This is a genomic window from Promicromonospora iranensis (genome assembly GCF_028994775.1).
GTDB lineage: Bacteria > Actinomycetota > Actinomycetes > Actinomycetales > Cellulomonadaceae > Promicromonospora > Promicromonospora iranensis_A.
In genome coordinates this window covers 115,302-140,280 of record NZ_JAJQMN010000007.1, presented here as the reverse complement: position 1 = coordinate 140,280, position 24,979 = coordinate 115,302, and the positions used below count along the sequence as shown (strand labels likewise).

22 protein-coding genes are annotated in these 24,979 nt (G+C 71.4%); 6 read left to right on the top strand and 16 right to left on the bottom strand.

The window, feature by feature from the left end; all coding sequences use genetic code 11:
- Positions 1-555 precede the first annotated feature (555 nt).
- From LUU90_RS14705 to LUU90_RS14695, 3 genes are read right to left on the bottom strand one after another with little or no spacing between them, the layout of a single operon-like run.
- Complete coding sequence (locus LUU90_RS14705; protein ID WP_275004182.1) at positions 556-2,682, bottom strand: hypothetical protein; 2,127 nt, start codon at positions 2,680-2,682, stop codon at positions 556-558.
- Between the two features lie 39 nt (positions 2,683-2,721).
- Entirely contained in the window at positions 2,722-3,564 is an 843-nt protein-coding gene (locus LUU90_RS14700) for a TrmH family RNA methyltransferase (RefSeq protein WP_275004181.1), read from the bottom strand.
- Positions 3,565-3,618: 54 nt separating this feature from the next.
- Positions 3,619-4,701: a DNA polymerase IV gene (locus LUU90_RS14695; RefSeq protein ID WP_275004180.1), complete on the bottom strand. Its 1,083-nt coding sequence runs from the start codon at positions 4,699-4,701 to the stop codon at positions 3,619-3,621.
- A 320-nt stretch (positions 4,702-5,021) separates the two neighbouring features.
- Between LUU90_RS14695 and LUU90_RS14690 the strand changes: the two genes are divergently transcribed.
- A complete protein-coding gene (locus LUU90_RS14690; RefSeq protein WP_275004179.1) occupies positions 5,022-5,651 on the top strand; it encodes a sigma-70 family RNA polymerase sigma factor in 630 nt (209 codons plus the stop codon).
- Here the strand turns inward: LUU90_RS14690 and LUU90_RS14685 are convergent.
- A complete protein-coding gene (locus tag LUU90_RS14685; RefSeq protein ID WP_275004178.1) occupies positions 5,626-8,487 on the bottom strand; it encodes a hypothetical protein in 2,862 nt (953 codons plus the stop codon). The genes LUU90_RS14690 and LUU90_RS14685 overlap by 26 nt on opposite strands.
- An 11-nt stretch (positions 8,488-8,498) precedes the next feature.
- On the opposite strand from LUU90_RS14685, the gene LUU90_RS26495 reads away from it, so the two are divergent.
- On the top strand, positions 8,499-8,690 hold the full coding sequence (locus LUU90_RS26495) for an RICIN domain-containing protein (RefSeq protein WP_425596243.1): 192 nt from the start codon (positions 8,499-8,501) through the stop codon (positions 8,688-8,690).
- A 227-nt stretch (positions 8,691-8,917) separates the two neighbouring features.
- Here the strand turns inward: LUU90_RS26495 and LUU90_RS14680 are convergent, their stop codons facing one another.
- Entirely contained in the window at positions 8,918-9,844 is a 927-nt protein-coding gene (locus LUU90_RS14680; protein ID WP_275004177.1) for a hypothetical protein, read from the bottom strand.
- Between the two features lie 121 nt (positions 9,845-9,965).
- Between LUU90_RS14680 and LUU90_RS14675 the strand changes: the two genes are divergently transcribed.
- Both LUU90_RS14675 and LUU90_RS14670 read left to right on the top strand, forming a co-directional pair.
- Positions 9,966-11,234, top strand: coding sequence for a sensor histidine kinase (locus LUU90_RS14675; RefSeq protein WP_275004176.1), 1,269 nt, complete (start codon positions 9,966-9,968; stop codon positions 11,232-11,234).
- Positions 11,231-11,842, top strand: a complete 612-nt coding sequence (locus LUU90_RS14670; RefSeq protein ID WP_275004175.1) for a response regulator transcription factor — start codon at positions 11,231-11,233, stop codon at positions 11,840-11,842. The genes LUU90_RS14675 and LUU90_RS14670 overlap by 4 nt, the downstream gene beginning before the upstream one ends.
- Before the next feature lie 95 nt (positions 11,843-11,937).
- On the opposite strand, the gene LUU90_RS14665 is transcribed toward LUU90_RS14670, so the two are convergent.
- Together LUU90_RS14665 and LUU90_RS14660 are read right to left on the bottom strand one after the other, a co-directional pair.
- Complete coding sequence (locus LUU90_RS14665; RefSeq protein WP_275004174.1) at positions 11,938-12,339, bottom strand: YchJ family protein; 402 nt, start codon at positions 12,337-12,339, stop codon at positions 11,938-11,940.
- A gap of 23 nt (positions 12,340-12,362) precedes the next feature.
- Positions 12,363-13,196, bottom strand: a complete 834-nt coding sequence (locus tag LUU90_RS14660; protein ID WP_275004173.1) for a helix-turn-helix transcriptional regulator — start codon at positions 13,194-13,196, stop codon at positions 12,363-12,365.
- 101 nt (positions 13,197-13,297) lie between these two features.
- Between LUU90_RS14660 and LUU90_RS14655 the strand changes: the two genes are divergently transcribed.
- The gene (locus tag LUU90_RS14655; RefSeq protein ID WP_275004172.1) at positions 13,298-14,068 is read left to right on the top strand and encodes an SDR family oxidoreductase; all 771 of its coding nucleotides are present in this window, start codon (positions 13,298-13,300) and stop codon (positions 14,066-14,068) included.
- A gap of 129 nt (positions 14,069-14,197) precedes the next feature.
- On the opposite strand, the gene LUU90_RS14650 is transcribed toward LUU90_RS14655, so the two are convergent.
- From LUU90_RS14650 to LUU90_RS14610, 9 genes are all read right to left on the bottom strand, one after another.
- Entirely contained in the window at positions 14,198-15,481 is a 1,284-nt protein-coding gene (locus LUU90_RS14650; protein ID WP_275004171.1) for an endo-1,4-beta-xylanase, read from the bottom strand.
- Positions 15,482-15,529: 48 nt separating this feature from the next.
- Positions 15,530-15,757: a helix-turn-helix domain-containing protein gene (locus LUU90_RS14645; RefSeq protein WP_275004170.1), complete on the bottom strand. Its 228-nt coding sequence runs from the start codon at positions 15,755-15,757 to the stop codon at positions 15,530-15,532.
- Positions 15,757-16,353 carry a hypothetical protein gene (locus LUU90_RS14640; protein WP_275004169.1) on the bottom strand — a complete coding sequence of 199 codons (597 nt, stop codon included), beginning with the start codon at positions 16,351-16,353 and terminating at the stop codon, positions 15,757-15,759. Before LUU90_RS14640 ends, LUU90_RS14645 begins: the two co-directional genes overlap by 1 nt.
- Positions 16,354-16,569: 216 nt before the next feature.
- Positions 16,570-18,636: an ABC transporter ATP-binding protein gene (locus LUU90_RS14635; RefSeq protein ID WP_425596234.1), complete on the bottom strand. Its 2,067-nt coding sequence runs from the start codon at positions 18,634-18,636 to the stop codon at positions 16,570-16,572.
- Between the two features lie 73 nt (positions 18,637-18,709).
- Positions 18,710-20,473 (bottom strand): ABC transporter ATP-binding protein, encoded by a 1,764-nt coding sequence (locus LUU90_RS14630; RefSeq protein ID WP_275004168.1) that lies wholly within the window; start codon positions 20,471-20,473, stop codon positions 18,710-18,712.
- Positions 20,473-21,288 carry a TetR/AcrR family transcriptional regulator gene (locus LUU90_RS14625; protein WP_275004167.1) on the bottom strand — a complete coding sequence of 272 codons (816 nt, stop codon included), beginning with the start codon at positions 21,286-21,288 and terminating at the stop codon, positions 20,473-20,475. Before LUU90_RS14625 ends, LUU90_RS14630 begins: the two co-directional genes overlap by 1 nt.
- Before the next feature lie 172 nt (positions 21,289-21,460).
- Positions 21,461-22,615 carry an SPFH domain-containing protein gene (locus LUU90_RS14620; protein ID WP_275004166.1) on the bottom strand — a complete coding sequence of 385 codons (1,155 nt, stop codon included), beginning with the start codon at positions 22,613-22,615 and terminating at the stop codon, positions 21,461-21,463.
- A 108-nt stretch (positions 22,616-22,723) separates the two neighbouring features.
- On the bottom strand, positions 22,724-23,152 hold the full coding sequence (locus tag LUU90_RS14615) for an NfeD family protein (RefSeq protein WP_275004165.1): 429 nt from the start codon (positions 23,150-23,152) through the stop codon (positions 22,724-22,726).
- A gap of 234 nt (positions 23,153-23,386) precedes the next feature.
- Positions 23,387-24,172 (bottom strand): ABC transporter ATP-binding protein, encoded by a 786-nt coding sequence (locus tag LUU90_RS14610; RefSeq protein ID WP_275004164.1) that lies wholly within the window; start codon positions 24,170-24,172, stop codon positions 23,387-23,389.
- 43 nt (positions 24,173-24,215) lie between these two features.
- Here LUU90_RS14610 and LUU90_RS14605 point away from each other — a divergent pair, with 43 nt between their 5' ends.
- Complete coding sequence (locus tag LUU90_RS14605) at positions 24,216-24,977, top strand: hypothetical protein (protein WP_275004163.1); 762 nt, start codon at positions 24,216-24,218, stop codon at positions 24,975-24,977.
- Positions 24,978-24,979 lie beyond the last annotated feature (2 nt).

Here is a 24,979-nt window from a genome sequence, read left to right as displayed (position 1 = left end):
TTGACTCAGGATGCCAGCGGACTCGCCAGAGCCCCCGTGCCTACTGTCCAGATCGTTACCAGCATGGACTGCGAGAAACTACCTAGGGATCGGCGGATTTGCTGCAACCTTGATGAGGTTTCACCTGTCATATTCTTCCTCCTTGCTGAGCGCTTTCGCGCCCGGGCTTCGCTCAACATGTGGGCAAAGGCAAAGGGGATGACGGCCGCGAGCGTCCCTATCAGGGTAAGGGTTTCGAACCCACCACCGCTGGCTAGCTCAACCAACGATCGCTGTTCAATTATTGCGGTAAACACACCGCCCGTACAGACCCACCCCGAATTACACGACCCGGGTGTGCGTACTGCAACCACCCACTCAACGCCCGGCACCTCGAGGATATTCCCGATGCGACGACGGGATGTGTCGCCCGCCGACAAAGGAGATGCACTGGCCCGCAATCGAACTCGAAGCAGGGCGAGTTTCCGTTCTACTGCTCGATCTGCACTGATGAGCTGGCTACCAAGATCAAGCCACCTAGTCAGTGCGGCGTGTTGGACGTCGGAGGGACCACGTTCACCCTCGGTTGCCCGTGCTCCGGCTCATGATTTGTAGCGTGGTGATCGCATCGAGGAGTCTCCGACGCAGGGTGTCGTCCTCCCAGACGAGACTGTCCCAGCTGCCGGAGGTCACGACGCGGGTGTCCCGCTCCGCAAGCGCGCGCAGTCCGGGAATGGCGTCGGCGTCGCCCATCTCAGCGAGCAGGTCCACGCCGTCGAAGCTGCCCCACGGGCCCGCGATCTCCTCAAGGAGCAGCGGAACAAGACCAGCTGTAGCAGCGCCGGCCCGCCAGAGCGCGCGGGCCGCCGGAACCCGCGCAGCGCCGTGGAAGGGCTCAGTGCGTTCTACGAGATCGCGCAACACTGGGACAAACGCTCCGAGGAGTTCAGACGGAAGCTCCGCCAACAACTCAGCCGCTCGGGCCGCGGACCTCTCCCCCGCTCGCAGCACCGCGTCCAGAGTCGGGGCCACGACGTCGATGCCCCCGACTGCGCGCCAGACCACGCGAGCAGCAGCGACCTGGAGCTCACGGTCCGGGTAGGTCTCGGCAGCGCGTCCCGTCAGGTATGTGCGCAGGCGGGGGACCAGCGACGCCGCGTCAGGTCCGGCCTCGGCGACCAAGTTCAGATCCCAGTCGGTGAACCGATGGCCGCTGTCCAGGAGCCCTGCCGCCACCGCAACGAGCGGCGCCGGATCCTGACACAGCTGGCGCAAGGCGTCGGCAGCCCGCAGCGCGGGAAGCCCGTCGACATCGGCCGCCGCACGGAGCGGAGCCTCTGCGTCACGGGCAGCTGGGCCGATCGCAGCCAGTGCGATGGGAACGGCATGCGGAGCCACGGGGAGCGCGTCGACGAGGACGTCGAGGGCGGGCGCCGCAGCCGGCCCCCAGCCCCCGAGGACCGCGATAAGCGGAGCAGGACCGTCCGGCCAGCCTGTGGGAGTTGCCCACTGGTCGCGCTCGCTCGCCGAGGCATCAAGTACGGTCGCCAGCCGGTCGCGGATAACGGTCAGCAAGTCGGGGTCGAAGGACGGGATGTTGTCGCCGAGCAGCCGCAGCGCGTCCGGCGACTGACCGCGTTCCCATGCAGCGCTCAGCGCTGGAATGACGCGGTCGTCCCGGAGCCGAGTCAGGACAGCGATCGCCATGTTCGCAGGACCGCGGTGGTCAGCGACATCGCCGAGTGCCAGGTGCGCCAGTTCCGGCGCCAGGCTCGACACCGCGTGACCAGCATCGGCAGCTGCAGCGACAGCAGCCGCCACGACGCCCGTGTCGTCGTCGGCCAGAAGCTCGCGGAGGTGCCCAACAGACTCCCGCGCGGCCGACCGGCTAGCACGCGAGCGGCGGGCAAGGTTCTCCGCCTGACGGACACGACTCTGCGCAGAGCCAGTCCCCATCATCGTGACAACAGTCCGCGCGGCAACAGCGTCGAGGCGTTCGATCACACCGTCGAACCGCGTGAAGGACTCCGTCCAGGCGCCGCTCCACTCCGCTTCCCGCCCGATCGCGGCCGCGAGGTGTTCCAGCGCCTCGCCAGGCACCGCGCGCCCGGCGTCGAGGAGCGCGTGGGCCGCAGCGAGCGGAACCGGGAACGGATCTTGCACCGCGGCCTCGGCCACTGGGAGCCCGACAGCAGGCTCGACAGCGCACAGGCTCAGCACAATGCCCGCCTGGACCCGCGGGTCGTCCTCTACCTCCCGCCGCGCGACCAGAGCCGACGCAGCTTTGTCACCGCCACCCGAGTGGGCGACTACGTAGGTGGCAGCCTCACGGACAGCCTCTTCGGGGTCCTCCAGCAGCGGCAGGAGCGAGTCCGAGTGGGCTCGCAAGGCCGCCCGCACCGCGGGCAGGGCGCTGCCGTCGCTCATGTTCGGATCTCCGAACGCGCCCAATGCGAAGCACAGAGCATCCCGGTGGTGAACAGCACGACCCGCGGCCAGTTCCACGATGAATGGCACCGCGACCGCGGTCACGGGATAGACCGTTCCCTGGTGCCAGATCGAGGAAAAGAACTCATCGAGCGCCTCACCCGCGACCCCCTTGTCGGGCGAAGCAAGCCGTCGCAAGATCTCGGCCGCGTCGCCCGCGGGCCCGTAGGCGCCGCGCAAACCTTCCCAGTTGATGGCGTCCAGTTCCTTGAGCACTGCGCGAGCCTATCCGCCGACGATGGCCACGGTAGCCGTTCAGCTATCGCTGTCCGGCACCCGCGTCGCCCAGGCGGCGACCGCCACGGCCGACGCGACGTTCAGGGAGTCGACTCCCCCGGTCATCGGGATGCGGACCGTCATGTCGCACTCCGCGATCGTGCGAGCCTTCAGACCGTCTCCCTCGGTACCGAGCACCAGCGCGATCTTGTCGGGCGGGTCGGCCACCAGGTCGTCCAACGAGATCGAGTCGTCCTCCAGCGCGAGCGCCGCCACCTTGAAGCCGTGCTCGTGCAAGGCCTGGATGCCGCCGGGCCAGGGGTCGATCCGCGTCCACGGGACCTGGAACACGGTGCCCATGGAGACCCGGACAGCCCGCCGGTACAGGGGGTCCGCGCAGCTCGGGGTGAACAGCACGACATCGACACCGAGGGCCGCGCACGCACGCATGCCGGCACCGACGTTCGTGTGGTCCACGATGTCCTCGAGGATCACGACGCGGCGTGCCCCCGCTCCCCCGCGAGCGCCCGCCAGGAGCTCGTGCACGCCGGGCAGCGGCGGCCGGTGCATCGCCGCGAGAGCCCCGCGGTGCAGGTGGAAGCCCGTGATCTCCTTGAGCAGCGGTTCCTCGGCGACGTAGACGGGCGCGCCGGTCTCCGCGATCAGGTCGCTCATCGAGTCCAGCCACTTCGGCGCCATGAGGAACGAGCGCGGCCGGTGTCCGGCGGCCAGCGCACGCCGGATCACCGTCGAGCTCTCGGCGATGTAGAGGCCCTTGGCCGGCTCGTGCTTGGAGCGCAGCACCACGTCGGTGAGGCTGTTGTAGTCGGCGAGGCGCTCGTCGGCGGGGTCGTCCACGCGGACGACGTCGAGGGTGGTCACCCGAGCATTCTCCCTGACCGGTGAACCGATGTCGGGCAGGGTCGGATCCGCCGGTCAGATCCGTCCGCGGACGGGCGTGCGCTCGGTCGTGTCGCCGCCGTCGGGCATGACCATCTCCGCGCGCACGCCGAGCAGACGCACCTCGCGACCGGGCTCCATCCCCGCCGCGAGGGCAAGAACGGCGGTGGTCATCTCGCCGAGCGACCGCGTCGGGGCCGGGAGCTTCTTCGACCAGGTCTGCGTGAAGAAGGGTGCGTAGCGCACCTTGAGCCCCATGCGGAGGACCGGCCGGTCCTCCGCCTCGGTGTCGGCGTGCACCTGCGTGACGAGGTCCCGCAGGGCCGCCTCCACCTGCTCGGGTGTGGTGAGGTTCTGCTGATAGGTGGTCTCGCGGCTGTGCCCCCGTGCCACCCAGGGCGCGTCGTCGACGACGGCGGAGCCGTGCCCGCGGCCCAGGTCGCCGTACCAGGCGCCCATGCGGGGTCCGAACTCGCCGACGAGCACCTCGCCGTCGGCCGCGGCGAGGTGCGCCACGGTGAGGATGCCGTGGGCGGCGAGGCGTTTGGACACCTTGGTGCCCACGCCCCACAGGTCGATCGTGGGCCGGGCCCCCATCACCTCGAACCAGTTCTCCTCGGTGAGGCGGAAGACACCCGACGGCTTGCCGAACCCGGTGGCGATCTTCGCGCGGATCTTGTTGTCGCCGATGCCGACCGAGCAGTGCAGCTCCGTGGCGGTGAGGACCGCCTCCTGCACGCGGTGGGCGACCGCCTCCGGGTCGTCCGCGTCGCAGCCCAGGAACGCCTCGTCCCAGCCGAGCACCTCCACCACCATGCCGAGCCCGCGGAGGGTGTCCATCACGTGCCCGGACGCCTCGAGGTAGGCCTCGTGGTCGACGGGCAGGATGATTGCGTCCGGGACCTTGCGTGCCGCGACACGCAGCGGCATGCCCGACCCGACACCGGACGCACGCGCCTCGTAGGACGCGGTCGAGACCACCGCCCGCTCGGTCGGGTCGCCGCGCCCGCCCACGATCACCGGCTTCCCGGCGAGCTCCGGGCGCCGCAGCACCTCGACCGCGACGAGGAACTGGTCGAGGTCGACGTGCAACACCCAGCGGAACGCGCGCGGGCCCATGGCACGAGTGTCCCGGGACGGCCCCATGCTTGTCATGTGGACCCCGTGCGGACCCGTGGTCGGAACCGGGTTGCCGTGCGACTGGAACCCGGGTTCCGCGCGGAACCGCGCTGGCACGCCGTTATCGTCCCGTTATCTCTCACAGCGAAATCCTCCATGCTTCCCCCCGGCCCCAAGACTCCATATGCTCCGGGCAAGGAAAGTTCGTCCCGCTCGTGAGGAGAGTTGCGATGAGAACTACCCGAAATTCCCGGTCGTCCCGCGCGCGCCGCAGCAAGGAACACAGTCCGCACCCCGCGTTGCCCCCGTCCTACGCTGCGATGATCGAGCGCACGCCGTCCCTGGACGACGCGCAGCTCGAGTCCCTCCTCGAGCGCGCGATCGCCGGAGCGGACGCCGCACGCACCCTCCACTCCACTGCGGTCTCCCCCAGCTTCCGCGTGCGGCTCGAAGCTCAGGTCAAGGACGGGCAATACGCAAAGGAGCGTCTTGTCCTCGCCCACCTCCGTCTCGTACCGGCCGTCGCGAGCACCTACTCCGGCCGCCTGCCGTTCATGGACCTCGTCCAGGAGGGCAATGTCGGTCTCGTGCGCGCCGCGGACTCGTACGACCCCGCGCACGGCACGTTCGCCGCCTACGCCACCCGCTGGGTGCGCCGCTCGATCGTTCGCGCGGTCGCCGCCGCCGAGCACGCCGAGGCAGCGAACCAGAACGGCCCCACGCCCGAGCAGACGATGCTGCGCCGCCGTGTCCGGCAGGCCCTGCGGCACCTCGACGCCGTGGAGGCCCGGGTCCTGGAGATGCGCTTCGGCCTCCTGGACGGCACCACGCGGACCCTCGACGAGATCGGCCGCCGCCTGGGCGTGACCAAGGAGCGCGTGGCTCAGATCCTCGAGACGGCACTGGCCCGGCTGCGCGACGTCGTCAGCCCGGCTCCCCTCGCCGCGTGACCGCCGGCTGGGCACCCGACGGCCCAGCCGGCGCCAGCCGAGAGACCACCTCGTCCAGCGCCACGTGGTACGCCCACGACGTCTGGTATCCCGAGTGGGCCGCCACGGCGAAGAGATAGGCCGACCGGTCCATCTCCTCCGCACCGCGGTCCACGTCGTTCAGCCCGTAGCCCACCACCGGGAAGCCCATGAAGTCGGTGCGCCGCCACAGGTTCACCCACGCGGGCTTCGTACCGCAGGTCAGCAGTGACATCAGCGTGGCCTGTACCCCCGAGCCGGGCTCGGGGCGCTCCGGCGTCAACGGCGCCGCCTGGGCCGCCCCGGGTCCGGAACCACCAGCGGTCTGCCCGCCCCACGGGTCCGCCGACCAGGCAGGTCCGGCGCACGGCGGCGTGCCGGTCGTCGTCGGGCCCATGAGGTCCGGGAAGAACCGGCCGAAGAACGGGCGCAGCTGCGTGCCGTAGGTCAGGAGGCCGACCCGTCCGTCGACGGTGTCGGGCACCGGGTTGCCCGCGCGGATCAGGACCACCGCCGCGGCCAGCGCGGCGCCGATCGAGTGCGCCGACAGCACGACGCGCCGGGTCGGGGCCACCCGCTCGCGCTCGGCGTCGTCGGCGATGTCGGCGCCGGTCAGCCAGGCGTCGACCCGTGAGCGCACCTCGGGCACCGCACGCTCGGCGTAGCTCGGCGGGCCGAACGGGTGGGCGCTGCGGGGCAGGAAGCACAAGAGGTCCCACACCAGACCCCACGGACGCGACGGACCGCCCCTGGTGGTGCCCGCCAGGGCGCTCGCCACCAGGGTCGCCGCGAGCACACCGAGAGCCGGCACCGCCAGGCCGGATAGCCACGACGGCACCTGGAAGTCACCCGTGTCGCTGTGCTGGGCGATCAGCGGGACGTGCGCGACCAGCGCGGCGACGTAGGCCGCCGCCGCGAGCGCACCCCCGGCGAGCTCCGCCCGGTGCGACATCGCGGCGACCTGTCGGCCGCGCAGGACCCGCTCCAGCACGGGGTTCGGGCCACCGTCGGGGTCCGGGGCGTCGGCGACCGCCCGCCAGGCCGGCACTGCCGGACCGTAGGGCGGACCGACCGTGCGAGGCGCCTTGGGGATCCACAGCCCTCGCGAGCGGACGGCGTCCATCACGTACGGGCCGGCCATCGCCACCCCCAGCAGCACCACGAACACCAGCGCGATCACGACGGACGCGGTACCGAACTCGGTGTAGACGGGCGGCACCCGCACGAGGTCCGGGTCGGGCACACCACGCCCGATACCGACCATGCCGTCGCCGAGCTGGCGGGGCTCCACGCCCTTCCCGTGGCGCAGGAACCACTGGACGCCCAGCACGAGCAGGCTCGAGTAGATCGCCGCGGCCGCTGCGGACACCAGCAGGAACACACCGGGGCCCGCGCCGTTCCAGCCCTCGTACACGCGGCGCCGCAGCAGCGTCGCCGCCGCCACCACCGCGAGCGGGCTCAGGACGGCGAGCACCGCCACGCCGACGAGCAGATGGCGCAGCGGGGCGTCCGGCTCGGCCACCAGCACCACCGCCACGCAGGCGGTGGCGATCACGGGTACCAGGGTCCAGGCGGCGACGCCCCGCGTGCTGCGCGTGGTGCGCCAGGCCAGGCCGGTCGCCGCGATCCCCGTGAGCCCGACGCCGAGCAGCGCGGGCACGAGGTCGATGCCGATGAGCGCTGGCATGGTCTTCGGCTGCGGTCCGGCGAGGCAGGCGTAACAAGCGACCAGCCACACCAGCAGGCCGGCCGCGAACACCCCGAGCCCGGCGCGGCCCTTCCTGCGGGACACGACGGCCTGGACGCCGTCGTCGTCCGTGCGCAGGGCGACGAACACGCACGCGGCCAGGATCACCACCAGGGCGACCACGGGCAGACCGGGCATCGGGAGCCCGGCGTCGGCGTACCGCGTCCAGGTGAGGAACTGCCCCGTCAGGGCGAGGGCCGCGCCCAGGTGCGCCCACAGCAGGCCCGAGCCGGTGCGCTGGGACCAGAACCCGGCCCGGTGCAGCGGCGGGCCCGACGGCGGCACCGTACGCCCGGCGCGCATCACCGAGAACTTCGACTCGAACCGGACCTGGCCGCTGTGCGCCACCAGCACCAGCACCGTGACCAGGAGCACCGGCACGAGCGACAGGAGGGCCAGGCGGTCGCCGACGTCCAGCCGCGCCAGGCCGTGGAGCAGGTCGGGGACGCGCGCGCAGACAGGGGTCACGCCGTCGGGCTCCACCGGCGCCAGGCCCATGCAGCGCGTGCCGATCACGGACAGCGCGACGGTCGCCACCGCCGAGACGAACAGAAGCGTCAGCCCGAGGGCGAACACCCGGGTCAGGGCGGCGGTCGCCTCGGGCCGCAGGCTGCCGGCCGCCCGGCGCCCGGTGCCGCGCTCGTGCGCCTGCCCGTGCCCGTGCGCGCCGGGTTCCGGGGCCGGTATGCGGCGTGCCCAGTACGCGGCGTTCGCCAGGCCGAACGGGATCATCGCCGCCCACAGCAGGCGCGCCACCAGCGTCCCGAGGACGCCGAGCACTCCGGCGAACGGAAGGCCGGCGAGCCGCGCCATCGCGCCCCAGGAGTAGGCCTCGCGGCGCACGTCGGGCCGGATGGCGTGGACGTGGCCCGGCGGGAGCGCCTTGTCCCGTGCCTCGACATCCGGTCTCGGGGTCCAGAAGCTGCCCAGGCCGTCGCCGTCCGACTGGACCACCTCGCCACGGGGCAGGTCGAGCGCTCCGTACGGCAGCGCGTTGGCGATGCCGTGGATCCGTAGCTCGAGGATGTGGGGCTGCGGGCTGGTCGGGATGCCGGGCGGCGCGCTCTCCATAGCGCCCAAAAATAGGGGGCCCCGGTGGCGACACGCGCGCCGCCACGCGCTGCCCGCGTACATCGTGCGCTCATCCCCGCGATCGAGCAGGCCCGCGACACTCGGGCAAGTGCCTCGACGTGCCGGCCTCGTCGACGGCGAACAGCACCCGGCTGAAGCAGTACCCGTGCAACGGCGGGGCCAACCAGCGCTGGACCCTGTGAGCGTTTCCCGCTTCCCCGCTGGGCGGCGACCCGCCGCCTCGACACCGCGGCGTCCCGGCGTCGCGCACCCTGTCGAGGCGCCGGGGCGTCCGGGGAGACACATGTAGTGCGGGCTGTGTTGCTGGGAGTGGACCCTGTCTACTCCCAGGTCTACTCCCAGCAACACAGCCCGTTCGCATGGACCTTCCCCCGGCAGCTGCGCGGCGCCACCCGGGGTCTCGGTCAGGTCAGGACCCGATCGTCGAGGCGAGCACCGCCGCGGCCAGCAGCAGGTCGTAGACGATGCAGGTCTCGGCGTACCAGCGCCAGACCACCGCGTTCGCCCGGTGGTGGAACACGTCCCACACGCCGTGTCCCACGAGCCCGGCCGCGAGCACGTACGCCCCGGTCTCCTGCCCGACGAAGGCGCCGGCCAGCAGGCTGATGCCCGCGAACACCGCGAGCCCCGTCGCCTGCAGCAGCACCATGGAGCGACCCCGGATCCGGTTCCGCAGGACGCCCACCACCGGGTACACCAGCGCTATCGCCAGGATCAGCCACGCCGGCAGGTCGCCCGTACCGCCGGTGATCGTGCCGGCGAGCAGCGCCAGCCCGATCAGCACCGGCCACCGGCGTCGCAGCCAGACCAGGTCGAACCCGTGGACGTGCTCCGTGTACTCCGCCGGCCGCAGCAGCATCGCACCCGCCATCGCCGGGACCATCAGCACGTGGCCCCACAGCATCATGTCGCCGGCGCTGGTGGCGCCCGCCCAGAACAGCACCAGCAGCACCGCGAACGGCGCCGCCATCGCCGCGTTCATCTCCCAGATCGCGGACCAGCCGTGCCGCCGCACCCGCATCCACACGGTCATCGCGGCCACCATGTCCAGGACCATCACCACCGCGGCGACGTCGGGCCGGGCCAGCGCGGCCTCGACCCCGATCGCCGCCCCCGCCCAGTCCCACGCCGGTGCGAGGAGCATCATCCCGAGGACCATCACGACGACCATCTCGGCCAGGTGCGCGAGGAACCGCAGCACCTTGCGCCCGGGGGTCGCTGCCGCGTGAGCCGCCGGGTGAGCGTGCCCCTCGTGCGCCACACCCACGCCGGCCAGCCCAGCTGGGTCCGCCGTCGTCGCTGTCGTCGCTGTCGTCGCCGTCGTCATCTCCGCCATGTCTCCGTCTCCCTCGGTCCGTGCGGCGTCCCTCGCCGCGCTGGTCTCCACGCTGTCCGACGGCGACCGCGGCCAGTAGTGCCTTACCGCACCTGAGCGCGGGCGGATGTCACGAGGTCATATGACAGATGTCATCGAGCGCACGCGGGCCACCCCGCCGCGCCGTCGGCGCTGGCAGGATGTCGCCATGGGCAGCGCACCGGCCGTCGTGGGCGACGACGACAGCAGCGGCCTCGCGGGCTTCCGCCGCAACGTCTGGTGGGGTCTCGCGGGGACGGTCGCCTGCGTGCTGGGCTTCGCCGTCGGCGACTGGGTGCTGGACCCGGACGTCCCCGCGGGACTGCGCGCCCTCACGGGCCTGTCGACGGCGGCGACGATCGTCGCGTGCGGCGTCCTGCTGGGCCGGCGGATCCGGAACGAGGCGCCGTCGACCGGCTGGCTCGTGACCGCCTGCTGCGTGACGGCGGTCGCCGCGGCGGTGCCGCTCGCCCTGGGCAACTTCGGGATCTGGTCGATCGCGCCGGCCGCCACGCTCTCGGTGCTCGTCATGTTCCTGCCCGCTCGGCGGGCGTGGGCGGCCCTGGGCGCGGCCCTGGTCGTCCTGCCGGCGGTCGGTCTGGTCACCGCCCTGTCCACGGGCGAGCCCGACGTCGGCCACGCGGTCTGGATGCCCGCGCTGATGGTGCTGGCGTTCGGCCCGGCCATGCTCGGCATGCTCCGCGGCTGGCAGGTCGCCGCCCACCTCGACGACGCCCGGCAGCTCGCCGGACAGCTCGCCGTGGCCGACGAGCGCCTCCGGTTCGCCGCCGACCTGCACGACATCCAGGGCCACCACCTCCAGGTGATCGCCCTGAAGAGCGAGCTCGCGGCGCGGCTCGCGGAGGCCGACCCCGCACAGGCGGCCGAGCAGATGCGCGAGGTGCAGCAGCTCGCCGGGGACGCCCTTCGCGAGACCCGCGCCCTGGTGCAGGGCTACCGGCGCACCACGCTGGACGCCGAGATCGCCAACGCGTCCAAGGTCCTGACGGCGGCGGGCGTGGAGGTCCGGACCGACGTCGACGCCGAGCTCGCCGCGGCCCTCCCCGAGGCGCCGCGCAGCCTCCTCGGCCTGGTGGTGCGCGAGGCCACGACCAACCTCCTGCGGCACAGCAGAGCCACCCGCGCCACGATCGTCCTGGTGCCCGAGGGCGCCGGGGCCCGCCTCGTCCTCGACAACGACGGCGCGCGTGCGGCCGAGCCGAACGAGACGGCCGAGCCGAACGATTCAGCCAGGGCCGGCGACGGGACGGGGCTGGTGTCCCTCGCGGAACGGCTCGACACGATCGGCGGGCACCTGTCCTGGTGCGGCGACGGCGACCGGTTCGTGGTCACGGCTACGGTGGCCGGATGATCCGCCTGCTGCTGGCCGACGACGAGGAGCTGCTGCGCGGGGCGCTCTGCTCCCTTCTCGACCTCGAGGACGACCTGCGGGTCGTGGCCCAGGCCGCCACCACCACGGACACCGTGCGGCTCGCCGCGCAGCACCGGCCCGACGTCGCCGTGCTCGACCTGGAGATGCCGCCCACCGACGGGCTGCACGCGGCCGCGCAGATCCTCGCCGCGGCCGACGGCACGCCGCCGCGCATCATCATCGTGACCCGGCACGCCCGCCCCGCCGTCCTGCGCCGGGCCCTCGCCGCGGGCGTGAGCGGGTTCGTCCCCAAGTCCACGCCGGCGGCCCGGCTGGCGCAGATCGTGCGCGACGTCGCCGTCGGGCACCGATACGTGGACCCGGAGATCGCCGCGTCCGCGCTCACCGAGAACGAGTGCCCGCTCTCGGACCGCGAGCTGGAGGTTCTGCGGGCAGCGCGTACCGGGGCCCAGGTCTCGGAGATCGCGGCCGCGGTGCACCTCGCGCCCGGCACCGTGCGCAACTACCTGTCGTCGGCGATGGCCAAGCTCGGGGTCGCGACCCGCCACGCGGCGGCGCACCGCGCCTGGGAAGAGGGCTGGATCTAGGGCACTCGGGCGTGCGGCTCGGGTGCTGCTCCCCCGCCGACCCAGCACCGACTCAGAACCGGCATCCCACCGGCCCGGCACCGGTCCCTCTCGCCTTAACGATCGCGGGCCTCGCGAGCGCCGTCCACGTAGTACCAGCGGCCACCCTCGCGCACGAAGCGGCTGGTCTCGTGGAGGCTGCCGCGCTCGCCCGTGGCCGGGTACCGGTAGAAGGCGGTGAACTCCACGACCCCGGTGGAGTCGAACGGGCCGCCGCGCTCCGTGCGGTGGACGTCCAGGCGCCGCCACTGCTCGTCGCCGGTCTCGATGGCGGCCAGCCGCGTGTGCGGGGCCCACGTCGCCAGCAGGTACGCGTCGTTCCCGGTCGCGAACGCGGAGTACCGCGAGCGCATGAGGGCCTCGGCCGTCGGGGCGGCGGCGGCTCCGGAGTGGTAGCGCCCGCAGCAGGCGCCGTAGGTGTCACCGGAGAGGCAGGGGCAGCGGTCGTTGTCGTGCACGGGACGATCCTCGCACTACAGCCCTACGCGAACGTCTCGTGCCCCAGCACCGCCAGCAGGCGGATCTTCTCCTCCGCCTCGCTGCCCGGCTCGGGAGTCAGCACCAGGAGCGCCTGCGACTGGTCCTCGGTGAAGAGCGCCTGGCAGGCCACGTCGATGCGGCCGAGCTCGGGGTGCACCAGCGTCTTGTGGTCCTCGAAGCGCCGCGACACCTCGTGCAGCTCCCACAGGCGGACGAACTCCGGACTCTCGCGGAGCAGCACGCGCAGCATCTCGTCGGCGGGCGAGCCCGGGCCCGCCGCGGCGTGGGCGGCCCGCAGGGAGGCGACCTGGCTACGGCCCTGCCGCTCGTGGTCCTCGGGCGGGTAGACGTTCCTGGAACCGGGTTCCATGAACCAGCGGTAGACGGAGCTGCGGGCCAGGCCCGTGGCCGGCGGGGTGCCGAAGATCGCCTCGGCGAGGCGGTTCTGCACCAGCGGCTCCCCGAGCCCCGACAGGATCAGCGCCGGGGTGTCCTCCAGCCGGTCGAGCACCCGCAGCAGGGCGGGCGCCACATGGGAGTCGAGCGGAACGCGCCGCGGCACCCCGTGCCCGGCGAGCCGGAACAGGTAGTCCCGCTCCTCGACGGTCAGGCGCAGTGCGCGCGCGAGGGCGGCGAGCATCTGCTCCGACGGCTGCGGCCCGCGCTGCTGCTCGAGGCGCGCGTAGTAGTCCACGGACATCCCGGTCAGGGCCGCGACCTCCTCCCGGCGCAGTCCCGGTGCCCGCCGACGCGGCCCCGGCACGAGCCCGACGTCGGACGGGCGCAGGGCCTCCCGGTGTCGGCGGAGGAAGTCGGCGAGGGCTGCACGGTTCATGTGCCTATCGTGCGCCGCGCCCCCGACGGGTGCCAGGGACCGTGGGTCCCTGGTTCGCCAGGTCTCTCCCGCCGTCGGCGCGGGCGGCGCACGGTAGCGACATGAACATCACCGGTAACACCATCTTCCTTCCCGGCGGGACCCGCGGTATCGGCCTCGCCCTCGCACTGCGTCTTCAGGCCAGGGGCAACACCGTGATCGTCGGCGGGCGGAGCACCGCGGCGCTGGAGGCTCTGGCCGCCGACCACGGCCTCGCCGGCGTCCGCATCGACACGACCGACCCCGACTCGATCCGGACCGCCTCCGCCGAGGTCATCGAGCGGTTCCCCGACGTCAACGTGCTGGTACCGATGGCCGGGATCATGCGTTTCGAGGACTGGCGCACGCCGGGCTTCCTGGCCGACGCCGAAGCGGTCGTCACGACGAACCTGCTGGGCCCGATCCGCCTGATCGCCGCGTTCACCGAGCACCTGGCATCCCGGCCGGACGCGACGATCCTCACGGTGTCCTCGGGCCTGGCGCACGCCCCGCTCCGGCCGACGCCGACGTACAACGCGACGAAGTCGGCGATCCACATGCTCTCGGAGACGATCCGTCTGCAGTTCGCGGGCACCACCGTCTCCGTCACGGAGCTGGTGCCGCCGTCCGTGCGGACCGCGATCATGCCCGGTCAGGAGACGAGCGAGCACGGGATGCCGCTGGACGAGTTCGCCGACGAGGTGATGTCGCTTCTGGAGGCCCACCCGGACGCGCACGAGATCCAGGTCGAGCGGGTCAGGTTCCTGCGCTACGGCGAGGTCCGCGGCGACTACGACCAGGTGGTCGCGACGCTGAACGCCACGGACCCGCACGCGGCCGCCGCCGCGCGCTGAGCCACCGGGTCGAGCCTCGCTGGTCGAGCCTGCCCGGACCTCCGTCCTGACAAGACGGGTCTCGACAGGCTCGACCGACGGAACCTCGGTGGTCGAGCCTGGCCATGGCTGATCGAGCCTTGTCGAGACCTACCCCCGCGAGAGCTCGGCAGACACGTCGAGGGCGCCCGGCACCTCCAGCGTCACCTCGGCCGCACCCGCTTCGCCGTCGGCCGCCTCGATCCGGTAGTCCCCGAGGAACCCGCCGAACCGCACACGGCCCTCGGCGTCGGTGCGCAGCGCCGTCGGTGGCAGCCACCACTCGCCCTTGACCAGCTCCCGCAACCGGTCGAACGCGGGCTTGCGCGAGCCGTCCTCCCGGAGCAGCCCGCCCGGGGCGTTCAGCCACATCCCGCGGTCGGACAGGCCCCAGTAGGTCATCGCCTCCACGCTCGGGTGCGACAGCAGGGTGCGGTAGTGGCGCTCCACCTCGTCGGCCTGGCGCTCCTCCCCCTCCGGCGTCGACGGCCACGACTCGACCTGCCAGTCGTTGAGGTCCTCGATGTGCGCGGGCATCACGTCGCCCGACATGAGCGTGGTCTCCGTGAAGTGGATCGGGATGTTGTACCGGGAGAACCGGTCCAGGACCGCCAGGGTCTTCTCCTCGCCCCAGTAGCCCTGGTGCATGTGGCTCTGCAGGCCGAGCCGGTCGATGCGGATCCCGGCCTCCAGCACCGCCTCGATGAGGCACTCGTACGCCGTGGACATGTCGAAGTCGTTGAGCAGCAGCGTCGCGCCCGGGTTCTCGGCACGCGCCTCCTCGAACGCCATCCGGATCATCTCGACGCGGCCCTTACGGCGCGCGAGAGGCGTGATCGCGTTCTCCTCCGCGGTGAACACGGGCATGATCACCACCTCGTTGATCGCGTCCCACGTGTCGATCACGCCGCGGAACGCCCCGACGTCGCGCCGGATGCGCTCCCGCTGCAGGCGCTCCACCTCGGCGTCGGGCAGGTCGCGGAGCCAGCGCGGCTGGACCGTGTGCCACACCAGCGGGTGTCCCTTGACCACGACGCCGCGCTCCGCGAACCAGCGTGCCGCGCCGAGCAGGCGCTCCGTCTGCGGTGCCCCACGCTCGGGCTCGAACGTGCCCCAGTAGAAGGGGAGCGTCGTCTGGTTGAAGACGTCGAACCATGCGTCGGCGAGCCGGCCGTCGTACTCCGGGTCCTGCGACGTGCCGTTGGCGAGGTCCACCAGGTCGAATCCGATACAGCCGAACAGGAACGCGTGCCGCGTCTGCCGTACGACGACGTCGTGGCCGGCCAGCGGCACACCGTCCGGTCCGCGCAGGGTCACCGTGGCGTCGGCGCGGCGGTGCGCCAGGCTGGGGTCGGGCGTGCGTCCTTCGTCGGGCGCGGTGAAGAGAGAGGTCACGCGCCGACCCTAGCCGGGCCTCACTGCCATGGAGTCACTGCCATGGAGTCACTGCCGTGGCGTCACCACGAGCAGGTCACCCACCTCGCACTGGAGGACGTCGCAGATCGCCGTCAGAGTGGAGAACCGGATCGCCCGGGCGCGGTCGTTCTTGAGCACCGACAGGTTCACCACCGTGACCCCGACCAGCTCCGCCAGCCGCGCCAGCGTCATACCGCGCTCCGCGAGCAGCTCGTCGAGCCGGCAGTGGACGCGGCCGTCGTCCTCGGTCGGCATCAGACGAGGCCCTCGGTGTCCCGCTCCAGGCGAGCGCCACGCCGGAACGCATACCAGACGGTGCCGAGGAGTATGCCCGCTGCGAACAGCACCCAGTCGGTGCCCATCCTCTGGCCGAAGTGGACGCCGACACTCGCCAGGGCGCTGTTCGCGGCCATCACCTGCAGGGTCGGGATCACCACGGAGCCGAACACGAGCGTGATCGACGTGACCTTCATCGCCCGCAGGCCGCCCGGCGCGAAGAAGTCGCCGCTCGCGAACGACCTGCCGAGCACGGCGAAGCACACGGCCACCAGCATCAGCACCAGCGTCGGCAGCAGCGCAGCGGTGAGCACGGCCGTGTACGGCACCGGTCCCAGCTCGGACACCCGGATCACCGCCTCCGTCGCCTGCGCTGCGGCAGTGCCACCCAGCAGCACCTCGTGTGGCACGTCCGCAAGATCTACAGGGACCGGGACGTCCCGGTTGGGCAGTATCCGCACCAGGTCACGAACGATGAACCCGAGGCCGGCGAGGACCCCCAGGCCGCCCGCGAGCGCCATCACCTCGAAGTTCTGTCGGTAGTCGTTGAGTCGCTTGATCATCGTCGTCGTCACCCCGTCCTCGTCACCATATCGTTTCTCGATATTATCGAAACACGATATGGCCTCGCGGTCAACGAAATGCCCCACGGCCGACGAAACGGTGGACACCACGCCCCGGGGAGGACGTACGTCTGCGGGGTGGGTTGCTCCGAGTAGACGATGTCTACCCAGAGCTACCCACCCCGCAGACCCAGGGTCACCCCCTGGGCTCAAGCAGCCGGGCACCGGTCACGGCATCGTCGGCTCCTCCACGACCGGGGCCGCGAACTGGCTCGCGTACAGCCGCGCGTAAGCGCCGTCGGCCGCGAGCAGGTCCTCGTGCGAGCCCTGCTCCACGATGTCGCCGTGCTCCATCACGAGGATCACGTCGGCGTCGCGGATCGTGGAGAGGCGGTGCGCGATGACGAACGACGTCCGGTCCTTGCGCAAGCGGTTCATCGCCTCCTGCACGAGCACCTCGGTGCGGGTGTCCACCGACGAGGTCGCCTCGTCGAGCACCAGGATCGCCGGGTCGGCGAGGAAGGCCCGCGCGAGCGTGAGCAGCTGCTTCTCGCCGGCCGAGACCGACGAGCCCTCCTCGTCCACGACGGTGTCGTAGCCGTCGGGCAGGGTCCGCACGAACGGGTCCACGTGGGTGGCCCGGGTGGCGGCGAGGAACTCCTCCTCACCCACGGTCACACCATCGGGCACGCCGTAGCGCAGGTTCTCCTCGATGGTGCCCTTGAAGAGCCAGGTGTCCTGCAGCACCATCCCGACCGACGAGCGCAGGTCGTCGCGCGACATGTCGCGCGTGTCGACACCGTCCAGCGTGATGCGCCCGCCGTCCACCTCGTAGAACCGCATCAGGAGGTTGACCAGCGTCGTCTTGCCGGCGCCCGTGGGGCCGACGATGGCGATGGTCTGGCCCGGCTCCGCGACCAGGTTGAGCCCGGTGATGAGCTGCTGGTCGGGCGTGTACGAGAACGTGACGTCCTCGAACGCGACCCGCCCGCGCACCGGCTCCACCTTCTGCGACTCCTCCGGGTCGGCCGACTGCTCGGGCGCGTCCAGGAGGTCGAACACCCGCTCCGCGGAGGCGACGCCGGACTGCAGCAGGTTCATCATCGAGGCGACCTGTGTGAGTGGCTGCGTGAACTGGCGTGAGTACTGGATGAACGCCTGCACGTCACCCAGCGACAGCGTGCCCGACGCCACGCGGAGCCCCCCGATCACCGCGACGATCACGTAGTTCAGGTTCGCGAGGAAGCCCATGGCGGGCTGGATGGTGCCCGAGATGAACTGCGCCTTGAAGCTCGCCCCGTACAGCGCCGCGTTCTCCTTGGCGAACGCCTCGGCGGTGGTCTCCTGGTGCCCGTAGACCTTCACGAGCGCGTGGCCGGTGAACGACTCCTCGATGTGCGCGTTGAGCCGTCCGGTGGCCGCCCACTGCTCGATGAACTGCGGCTGGCTGCGCTTGGCGATCTGCATGGTCATGATCACGGACAGCGGCACCGTCACCAGCGCCACGAGCGCCAGCACCGGCGAGATCCAGAACATCATGCCCAGCACGCCGACCACGGTGAGCGCGGCCGTCACCAGCTGCGCGAGGGTCTGTGTGGTCGTCTGGGCCACGTTGTCGATGTCGTTGGTGACGCGCGACAGGATCTCGCCGCGCTGCTTGGCATCGACGTAGGACAGGGGGATGCGGTGCAGCTTCGCCTCCACCTCGTCGCGCAGGTTCCGCATGGTCCGCTGCACGACGCCGGTGGTGATACGCGCCTGCAGCCACCCGAACAGGAACGCTCCGACGTAGGCCGCCACGACCCAGCTGAGGGTCTGCATGAGCAGCGTGAAATCGATGCCCTGCCCGGGCACCACGCCCGGCACGCCGGAGAGCAGGTCGGCCATCTGATCCTGACCCTGCGCGCGGAGCGCCTCGATCGCCTGCTCGGTGGTCCCGCCCGACGGCAGCTGTGCGCCCACGAAGCCCGCGAAGATCACGTTCGTCGCGTCACCGAGCAGCTTTGGCCCCAGCACGGTGAGCGCCACCGAGCCGATGCCCAGCACCATGAGGATCACGACGTTCAGCCGCTCGGGCCGCAGCGAGCCGGCGAACCGGCGCAGCGAGCCCTTGAAGTCCATCGGCTTCTCCACGGGCATGCCCATGCCACCCATCGGCCCCGGACCACGGCCGGGCCCGCCGGCCGGACCGCGGGGCGGCGCCGCCGGCGCGGTGGCCGGACCGGCCGTGCCCGCCGGCGCCGCGCCACCCGTCGCACCCGTTGTCGCGCCCTCGGGCTTGTCCTGCGCGCTCACGCTGCCTCCTCCTGTGTCATGCGGGACACCCGCACCCGGTCGGCCCGCACGATCGAGGCTCCGCCATCGTCGATCATGCGGCCTCCTCCAGGCTCATCTGGGACGTCACGATCTCCTGGTACGTCGGGTTCTCGGCCAGCAGCTCCGCGTGCGTGCCCCGGCCGACGATGCGGCCCTGGTCGAGCACCAGGATCTGCTCGGCGTCGCGGATGGTCGCCACCCGCTGCGCGACGACGATCACCGTCGCGTCACGGGTCTGTGGCCGCAGGGCCGCCCGCAGCCGCGCGTCGGTGGCGTAGTCGAGCGCGGAGAAGCTGTCGTCGAACAGGTAGATCCGCGGCTTGCGGATCACCGCCCGGGCGATGGCCAGCCGTTGCCGCTGTCCGCCGGAGAACGTGGCGCCGCCCTGCGCGACCACCGCCTCCAGGCCCTCCGGCAGCGCCTCGACGAAGTCGCGCGCCTGCGCCACCTCGAGCGCCGCCCACATCTCCTCCTCGGAGGCGTCGGGCTTGCCGTACCGGAGGTTGTCCGCGACCGTCCCGCTGAACAGGAACGCCTTCTGCGGCACCAGCCCCATGAGCGAGCCCAGGTCGCGCTGCGTCACGTCGCGCACGTCGATCCCGTCGATGCGGACCGTGCCGGCTGTCGCGTCGAACAGCCGCGGCACCAGGTTGAGCAGCGTCGACTTGCCGGACCCCGTGGAGCCGATGATGGCGGTGATCTGGCCCGGCTCGGCCGCGAACGTCAGGTCGTGCAGCACCGGCGCCTCCGCGCCCGGGTAACCGAACTCGACGTCCTCGAAGGTGACCCGACCGCGCGGGCCTCCTCCGTCGGTCGAGCTTGTCGAGACACCCGACAGCTCCACGGGCGACTCCGGGTCGACGACCGACGACGTGGTCTCCAGGACCTCCCCGATCCGCTCGGCCGCGACGGCGGCACGCGGGATCATCATGAAGATCATCGTCGACATCATCACGGCCATGAGGATGTACATGAGGTAGCTGAGGAACGCAGTCAGGGAGCCGATCTGCAGGCCGCCCGCCTCGATCTCACGCGCCCCGAACCACAGCACCGCCACCGACGACATGTTCATGATGAGCATGACCACGGGGAACGTGAGCGCCATCAGGCGCCCGGCGCGCAGCGAGGTGTCGAACAGCTCCTCGTTCACCGTGCCGAAGCGCTCCTTCTCGCGGTGCTCGCGCACGAACGCTCGGACCACCCGCAGGCCGGTGATCTGCTCGCGGAGCACGCTGTTGATGGCGTCGATGCGCTTCTGCATGCGCCGGAAGTGCGGCACCATGCGCCACACGATGACGCCCGCCGTGGCCGCCAGCACCGGCACGATGACCAGCAGGAGGCCGGACATCGTGACGTCCTCGGCCAGCGCCAGGATCACGCCGCCCACCAGCATGATCGGCGCCATCACCATGATGGTGAACGTCATGAGCACCGTCATCTGGACCTGCTGCACGTCGTTGGTGCCGCGCGTGATCAGGGTCGGCGCTCCGAACTGCGCCATCTCCCGCGCCGAGTACGTCTGCACGGTGTGGAACAGGTCACGGCGGATGTCCCGGCCGAAGGCCGTGGCGACCTGCGCGCCGAAGTAGACGGCGACCACGGAGGCGGCGACCTGGCCCAGCGACACGACGAGCATCCAGCCGCCGGTGCGCCAGATGTGGCCGATGTCGCCGGCCACCACGCCGTCGTCGATGATGTCCGCGTTCAGACTGGGCAGGTAGAGCGCCGCGAGCGTCTGCACCAGCTGCAGGACGAGCACCGCGACCACCGCCCAGCGGTACGGGCCCAAGTATTTCCGGGCAAGCGTGACAAGCATTACAGGGAGTTCCCTTCGGGGCGGGGGGTTGGAGAACCAGGGGTTGGTGCGCTGGGCGCCGCGGTACTGGAGGTTGCAGCATCCGGACGGTCGGGGCCAGGCTTTTTCCCGGTGCCGTCGATCTCGTGGCCGGCGATCTCGTCCACCAGGGTGTTGGCGAGGTCGTCCGTGAGGGTGTTGGCCAGCCCGTTCACGAGGGCGTCGGCCAGCACGTCGGCGGGGACCGCCGGGAACAGGTCGTCGAACCGGGAGTGCGTGCCCGCGATCGCTGACTCCACGAGCGAGATCGCGACCTCGACGGGCACCCGCAGGCGGTGCAGGTCGGGCGCCAGTACCGCGGTGATGCCCTCGACGGTGGCCTCGTGCTGGCTCGCGCGCTGGGCCATGAGCTCGTCGCGGAACGCGCTCATGCGCTCTCGCGTCGCGTCGTCGTCCACCGGGGGCATGGCGACGCGCAGGTGCCGCAGCACCGACATCCACCGCATGACCTCCGCCATCCGGTCGCGGCCGGCCTCGATCACGAGGGCCAGCCGCCGCTCCAGCGGGAGGTCCGGGTCGATCGCCGTGAGCTCGGCCAGCGTCTGCTCCGGCCCGGCCGCGCGGTGCAGCCCTTCGACCGCTACGGCCCCGACCAGCGCCGTCTTGTCGCCGAACGCCCGGAACAGGGTGCCCTCCGCGACACCGGCGGCCTGCGCCAGCTCGCGCGAGGTGACGTCGTTCCCCCGCTCCCCGACCAGTGGGAGCACCGAGTCGATGATTGCCGCCTTGCGGTCCTCCGGCGCCATCGGCGCTGCCCGCCGTCGTGCGATGTCCATACCGCGACCGTAAATGAGTGAGCACTCACTCCGCAACTTCTTATCCGCAGAGCGGATTCCCGAGAAGACCAGGGCACAACAGAACGAGGGTCGGAGCACCGATCAGTGCTCCGACCCTCGTTCTATCTCGCTGCGGTTCTACCTCGCCCTGGTGCTACGGCGGGCGGCCGGCTCAGCCGGCCGGCGGTGCCGGGGGCACCGGCGGGGGCGGCGTCGAGCCACCGCCCGGCCGCTGCCCGCGCTCGTGGCCCGGGTCGAACGGCTCGCCCGACCGGGTGCCCGCGCTCGTCGCGTCGGCCACGGCGGCCTCCGCCTGGCGCTGCGCCTCGGCGAGAGCCTCGCCCGGGTCCTGCAGCAGCGGCTTGTCGAGGACCGACGTGCGCGGTCCGCCGCTCGAGGGGCCGTCGTCGTGCGGGCTGTCGTCCGGGATGCCCGGCGTGCCGGGCGTGCCGCCGAAGCCCTTGGCGATGCTGCCCAGTGCGGCGGTGAACTCCGTGGGGATGACCCACGTCGTGTTCGAGTCGCCCTTCGCGATCTGCGGCAGCATCTGCAGGTACTGGTAGGCCAGCAGCTTCGAGTCGGCGTTGCCGCGGTGGATGGCCTCGAAGACCTGGATGATCGCGCGCGACTCACCCTCGGCCCGCAGGATCTGTGACTGCGCGTCACCCTCGGCCGTCAGGATCGCCGACTGCTTCTCACCCTCGGCGGTGAGGATCGCGGACTGCTTGATGCCCTCCGCGGTCAGGATCGCGGCACGGCGGTCACGCTCGGCGCGCATCTGCTGCTCCATCGCGCCCTGGATGGAGGGCGGCGGCTCGATCGACTTGAGCTCGACACGGTTGACGCGGATGCCCCAGCGCCCGGTGGCCTCGTCCAGCACACCACGGAGCTGGCCGTTGATCTGGTCACGGCTGGTGAGCGTCTGCTCCAGGTCCATCGAACCGATGACGTTACGCAGAGTCGTGACGGTCAGCTGCTCGATCGCCGTGATGTAGTTGGCGATCTCGTAGACGGCGGACTTGGCGTCCGTCACCTGGAAGTAGATGACGGTGTCGATCTCGACCACCAGGTTGTCGCTGGTGATCACCGGCTGCGGCGGGAACGACACGACCTGCTCACGCAGGTCCACACCGGCTCGGACCCGGTCGACGAACGGCACCAGCACGTGCAGGCCGGGGTCGAGCGTCTTCGAGTACCGACCGAGGCGCTCGACGACGAGCGCCACCGACTGAGGGACGATCCGCACCGCGCGGATCACCGCGACGATGCCGACGATCACGACCAGGGCAATGATCAGATAGAGCAGGACTTGCCCGAATGACTCCACGACGTCTCCTTACGCGGGCACCTTGGCCCGCACGGACGAATTCAAGCTTCTGACTGGGACTGCTTCACGCCGGGACTGCTCCACGAGTCACGCCCAGGCGCCAGGCTGCTATGCCGGTTCGACGACGGCGGTCGCGCCGTCGATCTGGACCACACGAACGCTAGTGCCGGCGGGCAGCAGAGGCGAGCCGGGTACGGCCCGTGCGCTCCACACCTCTCCGCTCAGCTTGATCAGCCCCGACGCGGTGCTGACCTCCTGGACCACCGACGCCGTACGCCCCACGTTCGCCTCGGCGTTGGTGGGCGCCTTCGGCGTGTTGTTGCGCAGATGGCGGATGAGCGTGGGTCGCAGCGTCACCAGCAGCACCACGGATGCCACCACGAAGACGATCGCCTGAACCCACAACGGGGCGCCGGCTGCGTTCGCCACGCCTGCGGCCAGCGCGCCACCCGCAAACATGATGAAGACGAAATCCAGTGACAGCAGTTCGATCAACGCGAATATCAGCGCTGCGCCTACCCACCACAACCAGGCCATGGGTGCTCCCTCCGAGCGTCCACTCCGGCTGGCGACCGGTCGCCGACGGAACCTCTCCGTCGACGGGTCCTCGCGGTGAATCTACCGCCACCTCGGACCTTTGCCCGGACTTTACCAAGGTCCACTGACACTGCGGTAGCGAGATCGGTGTTTCAACTTGGTCTCTTTAATGTGCCGCGTATTTCAGGTTCGGCAACGTGCGCGCATGTTGCCGGCGCGCCGATGGACGTCGGGTCAGCGGGCGGCGCGAGCGAGCCAGCGCCCGCCGCCGTGCGCCACGATGAGCGGGATACCGAATGCTGCCGAGAGGTTGTCCGCGGTGAGGACCTCCTCGATCGGTCCGGCGGCCTGGATGCCCGCCTGCTTCATCAGCAGCAGGTGCGTGAAGCCCGGCGGGATCTCCTCGACGTGGTGCGTCACGTGCACCAGGACCGGCGAGGCGGGGTCGTTCGCGAGCCCGGACAGCGCCGCGACCAGCTCCTCGCGGCCGCCCAGGTCGAGGCCCGCACCCGGCTCGTCGAGCAGCAGCAGCTCCGGGTCGGTCATGAGGGCGCGGGCGATCTGCACGCGCTTGCGCTCGCCCTCGGAGAGGGTGCCGTAGGTGCGGTCGGCGAGGTGGTCGACGTCGAAGGCCGCCAGCAGATCCTTGGCGCGCTGCTCGTCGAGCTCGTCGTAGGTCTCGCGCCAGCGGCCGGTGACGCCGTAGGCGGCGGTCAGCACGACGTCGCGCACCGTCTCCGCCGTCGGCAGGCGCTCGGCGAGCGCCGCGCTCGAGAGGCCGATCCGGGGACGCAGCTCGAACACGTCGACCTTGCCGAGGGTCGAGTCGAGCACGGTGGCCGTGCCCGACGTCGGGTGGAGGCGTGCTGCGACAATCTGGAGGAGAGTTGTCTTGCCGGCGCCGTTGGGGCCGAGCACGATCCACCGTTCTCCCTCGTTCACCTGCCAGTCCACGGAATCGAGGATGGTCGAGGTGCCGCGTCGGACGGTGACGCCCGCAAGGTGGAGAACGGAACTCATGGGACCCGACACTACCCGAGGAGGAGTCATTTACAGTGCTGCGGTGGACACCGATCAGGACCTCCCACGGAGCGTGCTGCTCGCCCTGTGGCTGCAGGGCATAGGCGACACCTCGGACGCTGTGAAGTCCGTGGTGGGCGACGACGAGCCGCACACCGTGGAGGGGTTGCCCGGCTTTGCCGACGGAACCGACCTCGGCACCCTCTTCACGGCCTGGACGACGGGGCCGCGCGAGGTGTGCGCGCTCCTGCCCGCGCCGGGTGATCCGGCGGGGGTGCCGGCGGCCGCCAACCTCGAGGCCACGGAGGCGGGCGAGTGCGTGGTGGTCACGACGCCCGCCGGGAGCTGGGCGGCGGTCCCACGGGTCCAGGCCTTCGGCAGCCACATCGAACCCGGGCACATGGTGTCGTGGCGGGTGCTCGAGGTGCCCGCGTGGACGACGCTGGTGCTCGGCGCCATCGGCTCGGTCGCCGACGCCGAGCGCGAGCTCCGCACGAGCCTGATGACCGCCACCGACGCCCTGGACCAGCTCGACGTCGCCCGCTGGCGCGACGACGCCGCCGACGCCATCGAGCGCATCCGGTCCGCCAGCACGTCGTCCTGGCCGGTGCCGCACCTGGACGGCCGCCGCGCCCGCGTGCTGGACCTGGCCAACCGCCTGCGGGCGATCGTGGCACTCGGCACCGTGGACGACGGCGGCGCGGTGAACGTCTTCCAGGTCGACCAGCGGTCGACGGCACTGCGCGAGGTGGACCGCACGGCCCGGCACGCGATGAGCGCGGCGACCTACGGCGAGGTGCGCTGACG